The sequence below is a fragment of the Sporosarcina sp. Y838 genome (assembly GCF_056786515.1).
Map to the genome: position 1 here is coordinate 33716 of NZ_JBXCJD010000021.1, position 17480 is coordinate 51195.

Annotated in this window: 15 protein-coding genes; 11 read left to right on the forward strand and 4 right to left on the reverse strand. The window is 39.9% G+C overall.

The annotated features are described in order from the left end of the window. Nucleotides 1-3: 3 nt before the first annotated feature. From walK to AC1TO4_RS17215, 9 genes are all read left to right on the forward strand, one after another. Entirely contained in the window at nt 4-1833 is a 1830-nt protein-coding gene (walK, locus tag AC1TO4_RS17175; protein WP_482106296.1) for a cell wall metabolism sensor histidine kinase WalK, read from the forward strand. After that, entirely contained in the window at nt 1824-3167 is a 1344-nt protein-coding gene (locus AC1TO4_RS17180; protein WP_482106297.1) for a YycH family regulatory protein, read from the forward strand. The genes walK and AC1TO4_RS17180 overlap by 10 nt, the downstream gene beginning before the upstream one ends. Next, nucleotides 3154-3966, forward strand: coding sequence for a two-component system regulatory protein YycI (locus tag AC1TO4_RS17185; protein WP_482106298.1), 813 nt, complete (start codon nt 3154-3156; stop codon nt 3964-3966). Before AC1TO4_RS17180 ends, AC1TO4_RS17185 begins: the two co-directional genes overlap by 14 nt. A 12-nt stretch (nt 3967-3978) precedes the next feature. Continuing rightward, on the forward strand, nt 3979-4767 hold the full coding sequence (locus AC1TO4_RS17190) for an MBL fold metallo-hydrolase (RefSeq protein WP_482102638.1): 789 nt from the start codon (nt 3979-3981) through the stop codon (nt 4765-4767). A 125-nt stretch (nt 4768-4892) separates the two neighbouring features. Next, entirely contained in the window at nt 4893-6134 is a 1242-nt protein-coding gene (locus AC1TO4_RS17195) for a S1C family serine protease (RefSeq protein ID WP_482106299.1), read from the forward strand. 168 nt (nt 6135-6302) lie between these two features. Continuing rightward, nucleotides 6303-6467 carry a CxxH/CxxC protein gene (locus tag AC1TO4_RS17200; RefSeq protein WP_482106300.1) on the forward strand — a complete coding sequence of 55 codons (165 nt, stop codon included), beginning with the start codon at nt 6303-6305 and terminating at the stop codon, nt 6465-6467. Nucleotides 6468-6546: 79 nt separating this feature from the next. Further along, on the forward strand, nt 6547-7026 hold the full coding sequence (rlmH, locus tag AC1TO4_RS17205) for a 23S rRNA (pseudouridine(1915)-N(3))-methyltransferase RlmH (protein ID WP_482102641.1): 480 nt from the start codon (nt 6547-6549) through the stop codon (nt 7024-7026). Between the two features lie 151 nt (nt 7027-7177). After that, nucleotides 7178-7630 carry a helix-turn-helix domain-containing protein gene (locus tag AC1TO4_RS17210; RefSeq protein ID WP_482106301.1) on the forward strand — a complete coding sequence of 151 codons (453 nt, stop codon included), beginning with the start codon at nt 7178-7180 and terminating at the stop codon, nt 7628-7630. Between the two features lie 109 nt (nt 7631-7739). Next, nucleotides 7740-8255, forward strand: a complete 516-nt coding sequence (locus AC1TO4_RS17215; RefSeq protein WP_482102727.1) for a YehS family protein — start codon at nt 7740-7742, stop codon at nt 8253-8255. 81 nt (nt 8256-8336) lie between these two features. Here AC1TO4_RS17215 and pgeF read toward each other — a convergent pair whose 3' ends face one another. Then, entirely contained in the window at nt 8337-9101 is a 765-nt protein-coding gene (pgeF, locus tag AC1TO4_RS17220; RefSeq protein ID WP_482106302.1) for a peptidoglycan editing factor PgeF, read from the reverse strand. A gap of 681 nt (nt 9102-9782) precedes the next feature. Continuing rightward, nucleotides 9783-11090: a uracil/xanthine transporter gene (locus AC1TO4_RS17225; protein WP_482106303.1), complete on the reverse strand. Its 1308-nt coding sequence runs from the start codon at nt 11088-11090 to the stop codon at nt 9783-9785. Nucleotides 11091-11474: 384 nt separating this feature from the next. Here AC1TO4_RS17225 and AC1TO4_RS17230 point away from each other — a divergent pair, with 384 nt between their 5' ends. Next, complete coding sequence (locus AC1TO4_RS17230) at nt 11475-12089, forward strand: class I SAM-dependent methyltransferase (protein ID WP_482102645.1); 615 nt, start codon at nt 11475-11477, stop codon at nt 12087-12089. A gap of 54 nt (nt 12090-12143) precedes the next feature. On the opposite strand, the gene AC1TO4_RS17235 is transcribed toward AC1TO4_RS17230, so the two are convergent. Further along, entirely contained in the window at nt 12144-14582 is a 2439-nt protein-coding gene (locus AC1TO4_RS17235) for a sensor domain-containing protein (protein ID WP_482106304.1), read from the reverse strand. Between the two features lie 152 nt (nt 14583-14734). After that, nucleotides 14735-16675 (reverse strand): GTP-binding protein, encoded by a 1941-nt coding sequence (locus AC1TO4_RS17240; RefSeq protein WP_482106305.1) that lies wholly within the window; start codon nt 16673-16675, stop codon nt 14735-14737. A gap of 119 nt (nt 16676-16794) precedes the next feature. On the opposite strand from AC1TO4_RS17240, the gene AC1TO4_RS17245 reads away from it, so the two are divergent. Further along, the gene (locus AC1TO4_RS17245; protein ID WP_482106306.1) at nt 16795-16971 is read left to right on the forward strand and encodes a hypothetical protein; all 177 of its coding nucleotides are present in this window, start codon (nt 16795-16797) and stop codon (nt 16969-16971) included. Nucleotides 16972-17480 lie beyond the last annotated feature (509 nt).

Genomic DNA, 17480 nt, shown 5'->3' on the forward strand with positions numbered 1-17480 from the left:
ATTATGCAAAAAGTCGGTTTTTTTAGATCTATTCACGTTAAATTTGTTCTAATTTATGTGATGCTCATTCTAATTGCTATGGAAATAATCGGACTCTATTTTGCACGTGAACTCGAAGATAAATTAAAAACAAACTTCACTGACTCAATTTCGGACAGGATGAGTTTGATTGAATTTAGTGTTAGTGAAGAATTGGTAAAGAAACGATCCCCAGACGACCCGGTGACACTCGAAATGAGTCTCCAGGCCGTCCTTTCGGGTTTCACTTCGGAAGACATCAATGAAATCAGGGTTATTAGCGCAGGGAAGATTATCCTTGCTACATCCGCCCTGGACAAAAAGTCGATGGTAGGACAGCGAGCGATGGACGAAATTGTTAGAAAGGCGACTGCCTCAAAAACCCCGAACGATGTTATCAATTTAGATCGGAAAACTAGAAATCGGATTTTGGTACGTGCAACGCCTATTCTTACTGCTGAGGATGAATTAATAGGGACAATCTATCTAGAGGCAGACATTGAAAAGGTGTTTACTCAGATTGATGAAGTGAATCGGATTTTAGCTGGCGGGGTAGCCATATCGTTGACGATAACAATCATTCTTGGCATTTTAATAGCCCAGACAATGACGAGGCCGATATCTGATATGAGACGCCAGGCGCAGACGATGGCAAAAGGGAATTTCTCCAGAAAAGTGCGTGTGTATGGTAACGATGAATTGGGCCAGCTGGCAATTGCTTTTAATCACTTAACAAACCAGTTACAAGAGTCTTATTCAACGACCGAAAGTGAACGACGGAAACTGGCTTCTGTCCTGGAAAATATGACGGATGGTGTCATAGCTACCGATCGAAAAGGGCGTGTCAGTCTTATTAATGACTCCGCTCTTGGAATGCTGAGATTGACAAGGGATCTTGTCCTCAATAGACCGATTTCTAGCATTCTGGGAGTTGAACAAGAATATGCTTTTGAAGATTTAATACAAATTAGAGATTCAATTGCATTGGACTTTAGTACGAACGAACAGCCTTATATTCTGCGTGCCAATTTTTCAGTCACGCAGAGAGAGACTGGATTTGTGAATGGTTTAATCGTTGTTTTACATGATAATACGGAACAAGAAAAAATTGATATGGAGAGACGAGAGTTCGTTTCAAATGTTTCGCATGAGTTGCGTACGCCACTAACGACAATGCGCAGTTATTTAGAAGCATTGGCTGATGGTGCTTGGAAGAATGAAGAGATTGCTCCATCCTTCCTCCACGTAACACAGACCGAAACTGAACGGATGATTCGTCTTGTAAATGACTTAATGAAGTTATCACGAATGGACAGCAGGGATTATGATTTGAATAAAGAATGGGTCGAATTTAATCACTTCTTCAACTCAATCATAGATCGCTTTGAATTTTCAAAGTCTCAAAGTGTTCAATTTATAAGACTGTTGTCTGCCTCCGATTTGTTCGTTGAAATTGATACGGATAAGATGACCCAGGTCCTCGACAATATCATTTCAAATGCACTAAAATACTCTCCAGACGGGGGAAATATCCGCTTTGGAATAATGATGTCTGATGACTTCATTAAAGTAATGATTTCTGATGATGGAATGGGTATACCACAAGCGAACGTGAAGCGGATATTCGATAGGTTTTACCGGGCAGACCGTGCACGATCACGTGCAATGGGTGGAACGGGACTAGGGCTAGCAATTGCCCGCGAAATGATTGGAGCGCATGGTGGAGAGGTATGGGCGGAGAGTGTAGAAGGAAAAGGGACGACAATCTTCTTTACGTTGCCGTTTGAAATCCAAGAGGACGGTGAATGGGAATGAAATATATCGAGATTGTCAAGACAACAGTACTTACCTTACTCGTCGCCTTAAGTATGGTATTGACCTTTTCCATTTGGACATACACTCCCGGTTATGACACGATTGAGCAATTGGCGCCTGTAGACGTAGCCATCGCAGATAAAAAGAAATACAATGAAATTATTAAACCATACAAAACTATATTTAACTTCGGAGATGCATTAAAAGGAACCACCAATCCAGTTGAAATCAATAGCTTTGTAGAAGAGTTGTCTGAATGGAAAATAGGTGATATTAGATCACTTAATAATAACTTTAGTACAGATAATCTGAATACCCTCTTACGGAAACCGAACCGATTTACATTATTCTTTCACGGTGAGGTCCCTTTGACTGTCTATGATAATGTCATAAACATTGATGAACCGATACCGACAGTGCCAGAAATTAGTTTCGATCGGATTGTCGTTGATTGGAATACGGACAATAGTGACATGGATATTTATTTTGTCAGCAGGGCAAATAAGAAAATCTACAGTGCAAAAGCAAAACCGGATGACAATCATAAACTTCAACAATCCATATTAACGGACGCACGGGAACTCGCCGATTATAAGGAGGTAGCCCCTGAAAGCTCTTCTTATATCGTCGTTCCAGTTGAACCTGTAGAAACAACCAAGTATACGTTTATTGAAGGTGATATTTCCCCGAATCGATTCCGGGATGCATTGTTCAACGATCCGAATGCAGTGCGGAGTAGCCAAGTGGGACCTAAGATGGAAGAACTAGGGGATAACCATGCAATAATGAAGATTGATAAGGAAAATAAGAAGTTTGAATATGTTTATCCTACTGCCAAAATTCAAGAACTAGCAATTCCATCTGAATTACTCTCGAACACAGTCAACTTTGTTAATGAACATGGCGGTTGGACAGATGATTTCAGGTATACGTACATGGATCCGAAAACAAGGACCGTACGATTTCGCTTATTCCTGGAGGGGCTTCCCGTTTATTCAGACTCGAGTACCACCACAGAAATTGTACAAAAATGGGGAGATAAACAGATATTCAATTATAAGAGACCCTACTATCGCCTTGATTTTTTTATTGATGATGAACCTGCAACACTCCCTTCAGGCGTAGAGATTGCCGAAAGGCTAATTGACTCGGAAATGCTGGATTTTGAAACTGTTGATGAAATTGCTCCAGGGTATTTTATGAAGCGAAATACTGATAGAGGAAATATCATAATGGAACCGGCGTGGTTTTACTTGGTGAAAGGAAACAACACTGAAAATTGGCATCGTTTTTCACCTGAAACTTTAGGAGGTGAGCTGATTGGATTGGAATAAGACGAAAACGATATTCATCATCGTATTTTCAATAGTGAACGTTTTTCTGTACACGCTTTACCTCAACAAGGTTACGCAGGCACAAAATGTTCAAGTGCTGGGTGAAACACCAATCGAGGAATTGCTGAAGATGGAAAACATTACGTATGATAAACTACCACCTTTTAAAAATGAACCCTTTTATGTGTCTGCAAAGCCTATGATATTATCCGATGCAAAACTAGCAGAACTTGAAAATCAAAAAGGCGAAGTTGTCGATGAAACACTTCTAAAATCGACTTTGATAGAGCCGTTCAGTCTACTGAATGTAAAAGGGGAAATTGAATTCACAGAGTTCCTGTCAAAGCATGTAATGGGCGGAGAAAGTTATGTCCAATGGGAAGTTAATAAAGATGAGAGAAAAGCTATACTCTTCCAAAAGGTCGACGGAGATCCAATTTACCATAGCCTCAATGCGATGTTGATAATCTATTGGAATGAGGATGGGGAAGCGACGAAATACGAGCAAAGTATGCTCGGTGAATTCGATCGTTTCAACCGGAAAAATGATCTTCTATCACCCATTGAAGCAATCGGTAACTTGTATTCACGGGATTATTTGAAAAAGGATTACAAAGTAAAGCAAATGACGCTAGGTTATTCCAGTCTTGTTCAAGTGACAGAAACCCAAGTGTTTGCTCCGACGTGGCATGTTCGTGTAGAATTAAAGGATGGCGAAATTGAAGATTACTTCATTAATGCGATCGAAGGTATGATTATAGAGTTTCAACCTGAACCGCTTGAAGAAGAGAATGAATAAGGAGTTTTTTTAATGCGTTTTAGCGTACTCGCAAGCGGCAGTAGCGGCAATGCGGTTTTTATAGAAAATGACGAACATACATTTATTGTAGACGCGGGATTTAGTGCAAAGAAAATGGATAGTTTAGTTGCTGGCATTGGCCGTTCTATGAAAGATGTCGATGGTATTTTTGTCACACATGAGCATAGTGACCATATAAAAGGGATTGGTGTTGTTGCGCGTAAATACGGTATGCCCATTTACGCAAATGAAAAGACATGGGCGGCGATGGATGGACTCGTAGGCAACATACCTCTCGATCAGCGTTTTCAATTTGATATGGAAACAGTTAAATCATTTGGTTCACTCGACATTCAATCATTTGCTGTTTCACATGATGCAGCAGATCCGATGTTTTATGTTTTCCATGAAAACGGTCGAAAACTTGCGGTTATCACGGATACTGGTTATGTAAGTGACAGGATGAAAGGCTTCATACACGGAGCAGATGCTTTTGTCTTTGAAAGCAATCATGATGTCAGTATGTTGCAAGTTGGCCGTTATCCTTGGTCCGTCAAACGGCGGATCCTGAGTGATGTCGGCCATGTTTCTAATGAAGACGCTGCAGTAGCAATGAGTGAAGTTGTTGAGCAAAAAGATACGAAGATCTATCTATCACATTTAAGTAAAGACAATAATATGAAAGACCTTGCAAGGATGAGTGTTTCACAAACGTTGGAAACATGCGGAATTAGGACAGGTGAATTCGTTCATCTATACGATACGGATGCTGACCAGCCAACTGAACTCGTCACCGTGTAAATAATGAAATAACCTTACCTTCAAGGGATTTTACCTAAATCCTCAATAGGTAAGGTTTTTTATATTGAAATATATGAATTAGGGTAATGTTAACTACAACGTTCTTTTCAGAAAGGGAGAGGTAAATGGATGAATTCAATCAAAATATGGACGATAGGGAATTAAGACCGCTTCTAGAAGAACCTTCACAGCAGCCAGTTCCACAGCGGCCCAGAAAAAGAGGTGGCTTCTTACCGGGGCTTCTGGGTGTACTACTCGGTGCATTGATCGTCTGGTTCATCATGCATAATGGAAATGACATCACAGAAGACACAGAGAGTGCGACAACTGCCCAGAAGGCTGGTGAGATAGGAACAGAGCGTGTTTCCTTCGATGTGAATAATGATGTGACTGATATTGTCGAAAAAGTGGCAGATTCGGTTGTTGGTGTAACAAATTTGAAAACGGACCGTGATATCTGGTCGACAACTGAAACAACGAGAGAAACAGGGTCCGGTTCGGGTGTCATTTATAAAAAACAAGGGAATACAGCATATATAGTTACAAACCATCACGTAGTAGAAGGCGCAACTGAAATTGAGATATCCTTCGATGATGGCTCAAAGACAGCAGGAAAGATTGTAGGAAGCGATATGTGGACAGATTTGGCTGTTATTGAAATTGATGCTGCAGTTGTAAAAACAATTATCGAGTTTGGTGACTCGGATGCTTTGAAACGTGGAGAACCTGTTATCGCAATCGGTAATCCGCTCGGGCTTGGTTTTTCAGGTTCCGTAACTGTCGGGGTCGTATCCGGGAAAGACCGTTCAATTCCAATCGATTTTGATGGTAATGGATCAGTGGACTGGTTTGCAGACGTCATGCAAACTGACGCTGCCATTAATCCGGGGAACTCAGGAGGAGCGCTTATTAATCTTGCGGGTCAGTTAATTGGCATCAATTCCATGAAAATATCAGAGGCAACTGTTGAAGGAATAGGACTTGCGATTCCAATAAACCTTGCTATGCCTATTATTGATCAACTAGAAAAGCTGGGTGAGGTAAACCGCCCAACGATGGGCGTTACATTACTCGATCTCCGAAGCATTCCAGCACAACAACAGCGGGAAATGTTGAAGTTACCCGAAAGTGTAACAGATGGCGTAGTTATCAATGATGTCATAGCTAACTCTTCTGCTGAAATTGCGGGTGTGAAACAGTACGATGTTATCGTCGAAATGGACGGCGAAAAGATAGAAGATATGGTCAGCCTGCGTAAACATCTGTATAATGCGAAGAATGTAGGTGACACGATGCAAATGAAAGTGTATCGACAAGGGAAGTTACTTGAAATTGAAATGGTTTTAAGAGACGGAAACTCGTTCTAGTAATAAAAGTTACAAACAATTTACATTTCAGTTTATCCACAGTAGGCGAGGTAGCTAGCCGATAGCTATTTTGCCTACTTTTTTTATTATATTCACTATTTGTGGATAAATCTAAAAATTTGTGAATAACTTTGTGTGAAAGAAAAAGGATGAAAGTAGGGATAAAAAATGAGGATATATAGCTGCGAAACCCATATAAACCATGCACTTGACGTTTTTGTGGCAGATCAGGTAAAGTTTCCAGTTATGGAATCTGTACGAGATGAAGAAAAGTTATCCACAAAATGCTCCTATTGTGAAGAGCCAGCATTGTATGTTGTGGCGAACGATTAGTCGAACACAACATGTAGATAACTCCTGTGGATATGTGCATAAGTTTTGTTTATAACAAATATAAAAAGGTGGATAACTTGTGAATATTACAATTGTGACAGTGGGAAAACTAAAAGAAAAGTATTTGAAGATGGGGATTGAAGAGTTTTCAAAAAGACTCGGAGCATATACAAAAATACAGCTCGTCGAAGTGGCTGATGAAAAAGCGCCCGAATCATTAAGTGATGCCGACATGGAAATTGTAAAGAAAAAAGAAGCGGATCGTATTTTGTCGAAAATAGGGACAGATGCGTATGTGATTGTACTTGCGATTGATGGGAAGATGAAGACGTCGGAGGAGTTATCGGCAGACCTAGAGTCATTGATGACTTATGGAAGAAGCAAAGTGACATTTGTTATTGGGGGGTCACTTGGACTCCACGAAAGTGTGATGAAACGCTCGGATGAATCGTTGTCTTTTTCGAAAATGACCTTTCCCCATCAAATGATGAAGCTCATATTGCTGGAGCAAGTGTATAGGGCTTTTAGAATTATGAAAAATGAACCGTATCATAAGTAAATTATTAAATTACCATTTGTGTTGAAAGAAAGAATTTTAGTGAACATTCTAGGTGGCAACTAAAGGTTGCACCTAGATGCGCCTATAACTAGCTTTACTTTATCTACTTACTTCTGAAATACTGTAATTGCTAGGAAAGGCGATGAAAAGTATGATTTTAAGTGATCGTTTAAAAAAGGAAAGAGAAAAACAGGGTTGGTCACAAGCAGAACTCGCTGAAAAGCTTCATGTTAGTCGCCAATCGGTTTCCAAATGGGAGACAGGAAAAAACTATCCGAGTATCGAGGTAATCATCGATTTGAGTGATTTATTTGGTATTACGATAGACGAGCTTTTAAGAAGTGATGAAGAGTTAAAAGAGAAAGTAATTCAAGATAGTAAGCAATTGGCATATCCAAAGTGGAAAGTTTTGTTCGACAGTATGTTTTTGGTAGGTGTATTTTTATTAGCATCAAAAGTAATTATTATCGTTTTAAATAATTTTGTGGGTACAAATATTCTTTTACTAGAAGGTTTACCGAAAGTAGTCACCAACTTTTTACCACTACTTTTAATGGTAATTGGCGGTATTGGCAGTGATCAGTTGAAAGGTAAATATAGTTGATTTTTCGAATCACAGCGGACACTTGGAGAGACATGGTAATAAATTAATGCAATAATAGGGTAAAGGATACTACTGATAATGACTATGCAATTAGGAAAGGTTTTGAGGGATAAAAATGACTAATAACGATATATTAATTAGGTTAAGATATGCGTTGGATATAAAAGATATGGATATGGTTGAAATTTTTGGGCTAGGCGGCATTCAAACAACGAAAGAAGAAGTACAAGAAATGTTATCAAAAGCAAAAAATAGTAGTACGAATGAAGTGCAAGACGATGAATATGTTAAAAAAATCGACAACATTACGTTAGAGTCCTTTTTAAACGGTTTAGTTCGTTTAAAAAGAGGAACACAAGATACAAAACCAGAGGATTCCCAAAAACAATTCTTAATGGCAAATAACAATCGTAATGTTAATAATATCCTGCTCAAAAAAGTGAAGATTGCACTTTCACTTACAAGTGAAGACATTCTTGATATCTTAGAAGACACAGGAGTCAATATTTCTAAAAGCGAATTGAGTGCAGTTCTTAGAAAAGAAGGACAACGAAATTATAAAGAATGTGGCGACAGATACGCTAGAAACTTCCTAAAAGGATTGGCAAGTAGATATCGTCAATAATCAATAAATTATATTATGAAAGCACATCGATGGGACTAGTTGATGTGCTTTTTTGTCTATATTTTTTTGAAATAGATCGGGTCAATCATCTTTTCTCATAATAAAACTAAGATGTCTCCCGCTCTTTTTGTCTTGACGGTACGAAAAACCATCCGAGCTTACATACGTGCAGGTCTCGTCAATTGTAATCTGCTCAGTCGGAATGCCTGCCAACTCACATTGTTTTTTCACGACTCGCTGATTGTCAATGTGATACTTGTGGGTTTGATCATTGTAATAGATAAAATCATCCGTATAGCCTAGATCTTTGAATTTTAAGTATACATCTTCATCGACTTCAAACTTTTCTTGGCTCAGTGCTGCACCAATCTGGACACGAAAATCACTCGGGTTGCATTGTTTATCCAGTTTCAAATGCTCGAAAACTTTCGAGGAGACTTCTTTTACTGTACCTTGCCATCCCGAATGAATCACACCAATCACACCCGATGCATCATTGTGGAAAATCACTGGAACACAATCGGCAGTAAAGCTACATAATAATAGATTCGGCTCAAATGTGTATAAGGCGTCTGTATCAGCAATAGCGGTATCCATTTGATTTGCGCCTCGCCCTTTGTCATGAAGTGTCACTTCATGGAAATTGGAGCTATGTGTTTGATGAGCACAAACAAAAGCTTCCAACTCACAATTCAAGAAAGTAGCTAATTTTTGCCGATTTTGTCTTACATCATCAGGGTTTATACATGCGTGGAGAGCCATATTATTGTTATCAAGCTCGGTTTCATCCTTCATGGTAATGCCCGCGATTAGTTTTTCATTTTTTGTATACAATTTTGTATTCATGTAATCACCTTTTTCTACTATAGGATAATGGGCTATGGAGAGAATTAGAAATCCTCCTATTACCGCTTCTGCGCTTTGTGGATGCCTCCCGCGATAAGCGAGGGCACTGAAAAAGTCCGATTTCCTTCAATCCCGTTGATTTCCGTTCCGAGCGGACGCTATCCGCGGGCACGGCTTCAGCCTCCTCGTCACTGCGTTCCTGTGGGGTCTTCAGCTCGCGCTGTTCCCGCTGGAGTCGCCGCTCTCCACTACAATCAACTAGTTCTTATTATAATAAAGAAATTTTTCAGTGGCCTCCGATAAGCCGGAAAGGAGACCGCTTTCAGTCTTATCGCTCCGGCTACCACGAAGTTGCGCCTTCGTTGGATAAGTCTATGTTAGATAGTGTATTTCGTTATTGGGTATGAGATTTGCAACCTCTAGTGCATTCTACATTGAATTAAATCAGTATCAAATAGCAATAACAATATAATCTCAGTCAATACATTTCAAAATGACAACACTCTCAATAATGAACACACCAGCGCAGGCGCGTCAAAGGGGTAGCCGAAGCCCTGAGACTGGATGCGAAGCGCTAATCCAGGCTCATGGCGAAAGGCATCCCCAAAGCGCCAAGCGGTCTACAATGTACACCCCAAAGCGCTAAGTGATCTACAATTCACACTCCGAATTGCAACTCCCTCAATAATGTTGGCTTTTAACCCTTTGACTGAGATAATACAACAACTCCATAAAGAGTGCGGTTAGAATCCCCATAAGCATCCCGTTTGAGAGGATTGGTCGTGCCAGTAGTGGAATTGTTGTAAAAACGGTTGCGGGGAGTGACATGATTGACAGTCCCAGTAACGCAGGAATTGCAATGCGGTAGACGGTTCTTGGCTCAAATGTCAGGCCCTCGATATTACGGATTGCTGAACGGAATAGCTGGATATAGGCTACAAAAAGCACCGTATTTCCGACGCTTTGTGGAATGGTCGAAAAAAATGTACTAAGCATTGGATTCATCCCCAGAAGAATGAATAGAGCAGAACCTATGAAAAATGGTGCCCTGTCACGAATCCCGGACGACTGTAATAAACCTAATGAAGAAGTATAGGGTGCATAAGGAACGAGTCCAAGAACACCTGAAGCAGTTGAAAACAGTCCTGTTAGTAGGAAAGAGGACCGATATTGTTTTGGCGTCGTTTCTTTTTCGAAAATATCTTCTGCCCCTTTTAATGTGGCTATCGTATTTGTTGTGTTTAATAGTCCAGTGATAATAACAGTAATCACTATGCCCCATTCGAACGTAGTGGGGGAACCCCATGGAAACCAAGTGAGGAAAGGTGTCGTGTTAATTGTTTCTGTGGCCTCCACTGGAAATAGAATTACAGCACCAATCCAACCGACCGTCATCCCAATGAGAAGGTTCAAACTGCTGATGATTCCTTTTCCTAATACATGAATCAGAATCGTAAGTGTAGCGAGGAGAAACGAAAAAACTGCAACTTTTACATCGATAGAATCTCCTGTATTTAGACCAATCATTCCTTTTAAGAAAACAGTAATAAGCTGATTGGCTAACAACAGAAGGAAAACAAACATCACTACAGGTGTAAACCATTTTTTTAGGACTTCCCCGATGCCGAGCATTCCAAGAAGGGCAACGATTACACCAGAAATCATGACTCCAATTGCAATACTACCGCCAACCGTTGTTAGTTCTAGATGCATTGTACTAGCGGTTGCAGCCAGGCTTAAAATGACGCCCCACCAAAGACCCGATTGGCCCTCCATTAATGCTAAGCGATGCCCGAAGAGTCCCTGCAGAAGACAGGCTACTCCTGTAAAAATGAAAGAACGCTGAATAGCTGATACTATTTCAACAGACTCCAGCTGAAAAGCACTGCCAACTGAGATTGGAATGACCACCGTATTAGCGAACATAAAGAAAAGCCATTGAAATCCAGCTAACACAGTGACAGACATTCGTAATTGTTTTGTGTCCAATTTACCCACCGCTCCTTAACAAGAAAACGTCTTCTATTCCAATACCTAAATTTTAAGACGCATAGATAAAGGCGAGTATACCATTACCAGTTAACTAATAATACAGTTAGTTGTACTGAGAAAGAGAATTCAATCAACAATACCATTACCTTGACTGATATTGATAAAAACGTTAAAACAGAACTATACTGTTTTTATCGAAAATGCGACTATGTTTATAACAATGCGTAAATCATAATACCAGGCAAAGTTTGTTTAACGAAAAAAGGTTGAGTGCTTGTGAAAGCATGCTGAATAAACAATGAAAACACAGACTTTTAAAGTTATCAGGGTTTTTTTCTTATGTTTTGATACAATGTATGTAAACAGGCGGGAGGACCTCTTATGTATGATAAAAAATGCGATCGATCGCTACGTATTAATACCGTCGGTACCCGGGAATGGTTGCATCAGTCCTCTCATTATAACCGGTACGAAGCGACGCCTTATGATGCCTTGGATCAGTTTTTTCAAGTCTATGAACTGACAAAAACGGATAGCGTTGTAGATTTTGGATGTGGCAAAGGCAGGCTGCCTTTTTACATACATAATCGATTTGATGTTTCAGTGACGGGGATTGAAATGAGTGGACAACTGTATACAGAAGCGCTTGAAAATCAGGCGAGTTACATGAAAAAGGTTAAGCGGACAAATGCATCTATCTATTTTGAACGCTGTCTAGCTGAGGAGTACGAGGTCGATGCGGGAGATAATCGGTTTTATTTCTTCAATCCATTTTCGATTCAAATCTTCATGAAAGTCGTTGATAATATTCTTCTTTCTGTTGAAAAGAATCAACGGTCTGTAGATATCATCCTTTATTATCCCACTAGTGATTATATTGAATTCCTTGAAAATAATACTCCCTTTGAACTCATTAAGGGAGTAAAAGTATCCGGTATGCGCGAGAAAGATCCCAATGAACTTTTTCTGGTGTTGCGTTTCGGGACAGACAAATGAAAGAAAACCCGCATTCATAGCAGTTGAATGCGGGTTTTCTTGTCGTCAATCAGATTATTTCATTGGATTCAAATTCGATATCGCAAATAGGGTAGTGACTTGCTCCTTGAGCAGCGGCCTGTAATAATAGTAGCCTTGTACTTCATCACAATCCAAGTCTTTTAAAAAACGTGCTTGTTCTTCCGTTTCAACGCCTTCTGCAATAACTTTTAAATTCAAGTTTTTTGCCAGACTGATGATGGTTTTAACAATGGCTTTGTTGCTTGTACTCGTACCTTGTACAAATACCTGGTCGATTTTCAAGTGGGTAATCGGAAAATTACTAATATAACTAAGTGATGAGAATCCAGTCCCGAAATCATCGATGCTGATATTGATGCCGATTTTTCTAAGCTGATAGAGCGTTTTCTGACAGTTCAAAGCGTCTGACGTCATGCTTTCGGTTATTTCCAAGTTTAGATAGTGCGGCTGTAGCTCTGTTTGGACAAGTGTTTCTTCTATTTGCTTGGCAAAATTGGTTTGCATGAACTGGATAAATGAAACATTGACACTGATCTGTAACTTCGGGAAATCAGTTTCTTGCCACTTCTTAGTCTGTGCACACGCTGTTTCGAGCACCCATTGGCCGATTGGGACAATCAAACCAGTTTCTTCTGCAATCGGAATAAAGTCAGCGGGTGAAATTATGCCTTTCGATGGATGATGCCACCGGATAAGAGCTTCCAATCCGGTTATTTCACCTGTGTTGATATCGATTTGGGGTTGATAATAGAGCAGGAACTGATCTCTTTTTAGTGCATGCCGAAGTTCCATTTCCAGTGTCATTTTTTCGACGATGTCACGATGTAAATCCTCTGTGAAAAATTGATAGTTATTTTTTCCTTTTTCTTTTGCAAGGTACATTGCTGAATCAGCATTTCTAGTTAAGGTCTCATAATCATGTCCATCTTCCGGAAAAGTGCTGATGCCGATGCTTGAAGTGACATACAAGTCCATGTTCTGAAGAGTCAGCGGGTGTGTTAGTTCATCGACGATTCGTGCAGCTATTGTATCCGCTTCCAATGGCTGGCAGAAAGGAAGTAAAATGATATACTCATCTCCACCATGGCGTGCAACAAAATCATTTTTCCGAACAGATTTCAGTAATCTTTGTCCTACGGCTATTAGTAGCTGATCTCCGATTGGATGACCCATAGAATCATTGACATTCTTAAAGCGATCGAGGTCGATAAACATAATTGCAAATTGAGTATTTTCTATCTGTGCTTGTACAATTTCTTCATTTACTTTTTTTTGAAAAAGTCTTCTATTTGGCAAACCCGTCAAATGATCATAAAATGCCATATGTTCAACAAGTTTTTCCGCTTCTTTCCGTTCGGAAATATCGATGGCGGTACCCACTACTTCAACCACCTCGCCGTCTACAGAAATCGGTGACAAATAAACTAGAAAAGTATAACCATAGAGAAGCAATTCAAATTGAACAACCTTACCTTCCATCCCTTTCGTTAGATCACGGAATATCTGAGCAAGTTCCTTTTTTGAAAAAGAAGATTCCACTTTGCGCAAATTGATTTTTTCCACAGTAATACCGAGTTCTTGTGCAATCTTACCCTCCATAAGTGTGAATAGGATTTTTCCTTTGTCATCGTATGTATACTTAAAAATTGCATTTTGTAGGTTTTTTACAGTCTGGCAGAAATCATTATTTAAAGCAATTTCAAGTGATTGCTCCGCTTCTTTTCTAGCAGTGATATCTGATCGGATGGCGATGTATTGATAAGGTCCTCCTTTATTATTAAGAAGGGGGACAATTGTGGTGTTAACCCAATAGCTTTTTCCATCTTTTGATCGGTTTTTCACATCACCCGTCCAAATTTTCCCCTTTCCGATTGTCTGCCACATTTCTTTGAAGAAGCTTTTAGGGTGATGACCTGAGTTAACGATTCGGTGAGTTTGTCCAATTAGTTCTTCAAGCGGATACTGAGACAGTTCACAAAATTTATCATTTGCATAAGTGATCAATCCTTTTCGATCAGTGATGGCAACAATGGTAGATTGATTGAGTGCATTTTCGATATTATTAAAGTCTAACAGTGCTTTTTTATAATTGTCATCCATCAGTACTTTGCTTGTAATGTCCATATCGAAAGAAATATACTGTATGATTTGGTCATTATCGCCAAGAACAGGGACGATGGTTGCTTGGATCCAGAATGGAGTTCCGTCTTTGGCGTGACTCTTTATTTTTTGATGTGATACTTTATGGTTCATTACTTCATTTTTTATTTCGAGAAGGGTAGTCTCATCGGAGTAGTCGCTATTGAGAAATCCATATGTTTTCCCAATTAACTCTTCGGCCTGGTATTTTGTGATATCGCAAAAAATTTGGTTCACATAAGTGATAAATCCGTTAGCATCTATAATAGAAACAGCAAAATTCTCCTCTAGTAGCAGAGATACAGATGAGAGATTTTGAATTCTTGATAACATTATGTAATAGTTCCTTCCCATCCGTCATTTATTTTAATCAGCATTTTTAAGTGCGAAAGAATAGTCGTTCTCCACATAATTTTGATAATCATACAAGCTTTTCTATCATCTATCTATTAGGCATAACCCTATACTATTTCAATACTTTTACATTATAAACAATGCATGGCATTCTCCGCTTCATCCCAAGGGACAGGATAGCCTTTCCCTTTCGCACAGAAAATAGAGGTGGATGAGTATTCGGGATCCGCCTCTTTATTATAACCAATTTCATCTATGATGTGCTTCTCATTATGACATTCATCATAGCCACCGAATAACAGACTTAATGTCCCTTTTCCATGCGTAAAAGAAGCTAAGGTGGTGCTGTAATTCATGAAAGTAGCGACGGGAACTCGTCCCTTCACAATCACCAATCCGTGTGTGGTTTCGGGCGGGTCAAAGCTGCCGGATGCCTGTTGAATATCTGACAATACGCGTCCCATATGATCCAAATCCACTTTTAGTTTGAAATTGTAATAAGGTTCCAGAAGTCTATTCTTGGCTTTCTCCAAGCCTTGCCGCAATGCCCGGAAGGTTGCCTCTCTAAAATCACCGCCAGACGTGTGCTCATTATGTCCACGTCCCGTCAGTAAGGTTAGTTTCACATCAGTGAGGGGAGAACCCGTTAGTAAGCCGTTATGATCCCGCTCGAATAAATGGCTACGTACTAAGTTTTGATGGCCAATCGATAGGTCGTTGGCATGGCATACATTTTCAAATTGTAATCCACTATTTCTGGCTGCAGGTTCGATTGATAGATGTACTTCGGCGTAATGCTTCAACGGTTCAAAATGGCCGTACCCTGTAACTGTCGTTTCAATGGTTTCTTTATACAGTATTTTGGGGTCACCAAAAGAAACGTCTAGGGAAAAACGTTCTTTGACAATTTGCTGAAGGACTTCGAGCTGGATGGTGCCCATGACATGAACGTGGATTTCTTGAAAGTGTTCGTCCCAAGTTACGGCTAGTGAAGGGTCTTCCGCATCCAATAAGTTGAAGCATTGCAGTACTTCTTTGACGTGGATGGATGAATTGAAAATGACTTTCGATTTGAGGGTCGGAATCATATCGTATATCGACTTTTCTGTAAGCGTACCTATCCCGTCGCCGATGGATGCCTGCGTCAATCCTGTAACAGCAAATAGTTCACCTGCATGAATTTGTTCAACTGACTTAAACTTATTACCATTATAGATACGGATTTGTGTTGCTTTTTCGGTGGTATTGCCATAGTTCACCTCATCCCTAACACTTAGCGTGCCACTCAGGGATTTCAGGTATGTGACTCGATTGCCATTTATATCATGACGGATTTTATAAACGCGTGCAGCGAATTCACTGTCATCGTTGTAAGAAGTAGTGGTCAATAAATCGAGTTTCCTCCAAAAATCAAGAATACCGATGTCTTTTAGTGCTGAACCGCTAGAAACTGCAAAGACGTTGTTTTCTTTAATCATCGTTTGTAGCGTTTCAAGCCATAAGCTCAAATCATAACCGGAATTCATGTAGGTTTCCAGCAATTCTTCATCCCGCTCCGCTACAAATTCGATGAGTTCTTCTTGCATGATTCCTTCATTAAAAGAAGTCGTGAGATCACAAATGTCTTCCGATAGATTGGTCCGTATTTCATGTATGATATTGTCGACGTTCGTTCCTTCACGATCGGTTTTATTGATGAAGAAAAATGTAGGGACTTGATGTTTTCGAAGCAGCTGCCACACAGTATCAGTATGGCCTTCCACGCCGTCGCTCGCGCTAATGATAATTATGGCGTAATCCATTACTTGAATGGCACGTTCCATCTCGGGAGAAAAGTCGACATGTCCGGGCGTATCGATAATCGTATACATGGAGCCATTATAGGAGATAGATGCCTGATCTGCGAAAACAGTGATTCCTCTCTCTTTTTCAATGGCATGGCTATCGAGGAAGGCATCTTTGTGGTCCACGCGTCCTCTTTGTTTAATGCGATGTGTATGATAAAGCAGTTGTTCAGAGAAAGTTGTTTTTCCTGCATCAACGTGTGCGAGTATACCGATTGTTTTATACATGATGTCGCTCCTGTCCGTTTCTTGCTTTACCCGTAGTATAGCAAATCTGAATTGGGCGAATGACCTTAAATAGGTGGTATAATGAAAAGACAACTTTAGTGCGAAGGAGGAATCAGTTTATGAAATATTCAAAAACGAAAATGGAGAAGCTTGTGAAGAATGATCCGGAGCTGTCAAAACGTCTGAAACAGATAATGGCAGAACTTGACTTGGAGAAAAGTTTCGCTTTGAAAGCGTTGTATCATGCAGATGTAAAAGACGGTGGCAACCATCAAAGAAATTATCAAGAGCTGTAATGATTTTGAAAGCGTGTAGAGCGAAATATGGCTCTGGACGCTTTTTTAATTAAAGGATAATAAAACAGTTGATTTATTATAGTTATTTTATTATTTAAGTTTGTGTAGGTATAAAAACTGTGATTTGTCCATGATAGAACTTCATTTTATAATATGACACATCTGTTGATTAACCAGAAAAAACCAGTAAACAACTTGAATATACATTGGGCTCTACGTGTGTAGTTGGTTTTGGATCGCTTTGAATTGAACAACTTCTATACCATTATCGAGATGTCTTAGTAAGTAGGGATGCGACTTCGTCGCATCCCTACTTACTTTGTGCGCCCAGCATGGGCGTAGTCTATAGGGTGCAAGTCCCGAACTGTGAAGGCAGAAGTAGTAGTTAGCTTAACGCAAGGGTGTCCATGGTGACGTGGAATCTGAAGGAAGCGAGCGGCAAACCTCCGGTCTGAGGAACACGAACTTCATATAAGGCTATGTACGATTGGGTGAGTTTGCAAAGCAAA